We start from the raw sequence: 1,792 nt of genomic DNA on the forward strand, positions 1-1,792 counted from the left end.
GACGCCCGGCGGGCGGCCCGCCGCTACGCCACCGCGCTCGGACTGCGCTGCACCGCCTACGCCGGCCCCGAGACCGGCGAACCGGAGGCCGTCGCCGGCACCGGGCACCTCCGGTTGCTCGCCGCCGCGGTGCAGCCACGCGGCGAGGACGCCGTCCTTGACCGTGACCTCCGTGTGCCGGAAGTGCTCGGGCCGCACCCCCCGGTGCCCGTGCCGCACAACGCCCTCGTACACCACCGGGCTCACCATCAGCACGCACTCGCTGTCGGCCCGGTCGGCCAGCGCCCTGCGCAGAGCGTCGGAGTCGAGCAGCCGGAAGGACTGGTTGAGATCGTGCCCGACGAGCCCACCGGTCGTCCTGGCCTGCGGATCGTGGGCGATCTCGCCGGCCGCCAGCACCATCCGCAGCCGCATCTGCGCGCTCCCCGAGGCGAGCCGGTTGTGGTCGTGCAGCAGTTCGGGGGTGACCGTGAGGAGCGCACGCAGCACCGCGGTTTTGGCCACGTCGCCGCCGAGCAACACGATCAGACCGTCGCCGCGGTCCTCGCGGTACTGCTGGGTGACCTCCACCCCGGCGGACAGCAGCGTCTGGTCGACGACCGACTTGAGGGTTCGCCGCAGGACGGCCTGCACCACGTCGTCTCGGCGGCTGAACCGCTCGATGTCGAGGAGCAGGATGGTCCGGTTGACAGGCTCGGGCATGTGCTGCCTTCCACTGGGAACACGGGGCCGCACACGGGCCCGTCTGAACACCCACAAGGTGTCAGGGGAGAGGAGTGCGAGGCGACGGAACCTAGCACACTCGCAATGTGACCATGTACACAGAGCACGCCCGGGAACAGGCGTCCGACGGCTGATCAGCCACGTGAGCAGCGGTTCGACTCGGGCTCGATCAGCGGCTCGATCAGGGCTCCACCAGCGACTTGATCAGCGGCCTCCCTGACTGGCCATCAGCCGGAGGACCTCCGGCCGGATCACCACGAGACCGCGTCGCTCCGTTCGGACGATGCCCCGCTCGCGCAGCCCCTTCAGCAGGCGCGCCACCGCCTCCCGGGAGGCGCCCACCGAGCCGGCGAGCTCGCTCTGGGTGAGCCCGGGCGTCAACTGCACGCCGTCCGGCGTCTCCTTCCCGTGGGTGCGGGCCAGCTCCAGCAGGAGGAGTGCCAGCCGTTCCTGGACGTTCAGCGCCGCGAACTGCACCCGGCGCCGGTCGCTGTCGCGCATCCGGTCCGCGGTCAGCGCGAGCAACTGCCGCGAGATCGCAGGCCGTTCGTCGAGCAGGGCGCCGAACCGGTCGCCGTCGACGGCCAGCGCCTCCACCCGTCCCAGCGCCGTCACCGTCGCCGACCGCTGCCGGCCGCTGAGCGCGGCCGCCTCACCGACGATGTCGCCGGGGCCCCGCAAGGCGAGCAGTGCCTCGTAACCGTTGGCGGCGGCCGAGGTCACCTTCGTCCAGCCCGACAGCAGGATCAGGACGTGCGCCGACGGCTCGTGCTCACGCAGCAGCACGTGCCGGACCGGGAAGACGAGAGGGGTGCCGCACGCGAACAGCGCCTGCCGGTCGCCGGCCTCCAGCCGGACCACGAATGGCACCCTGTCCTCGAACTCCATCGCCCGCCCTCTCCACACCGCGCCCTGATCGGTCACCTGGTCAACTATGGGACACGATCGAGGTTTCGGTGAACGGGCGAACAAGGTCCGGGCGGGTACGCCGCCCGGCCGGTGAGACGCACGCCGCGAGCCGAGCGGGAGTACCGGGCCGCCCTGTCGGTGCTGCGCCGACTGGGCGACG

At 72.0% G+C, this 1,792-nt stretch carries 2 protein-coding genes; both read right to left on the minus strand.

Features of this window, described 5'->3' with window-relative positions; translation table 11 throughout:
* On the minus strand, positions 1-702 hold a 702-nt coding region (locus ABZ885_RS40460; RefSeq protein WP_360200103.1), incomplete at its 3' end, for a hypothetical protein.
* A 225-nt stretch (positions 703-927) separates the two neighbouring features.
* Positions 928-1,611 (minus strand): Crp/Fnr family transcriptional regulator, encoded by a 684-nt coding sequence (locus tag ABZ885_RS40465; RefSeq protein ID WP_360200105.1) that lies wholly within the window; start codon positions 1,609-1,611, stop codon positions 928-930.
* Between the last annotated feature and the right edge of the window lie 181 nt (positions 1,612-1,792).

Origin of the sequence: Kitasatospora sp. NPDC047058 (assembly GCF_040643935.1) — a bacterium.
In the GTDB taxonomy this organism is placed as follows: domain Bacteria; phylum Actinomycetota; class Actinomycetes; order Streptomycetales; family Streptomycetaceae; genus Kitasatospora.

Coding starts and splice junctions, on each gene's coding strand:
- ABZ885_RS40465 (WP_360200105.1), bottom strand. CDS start 1,611: ATGGAGTTCGAGGACAGGGTGCCATTCGTGGTCCGGCTGGAGGCCGGC.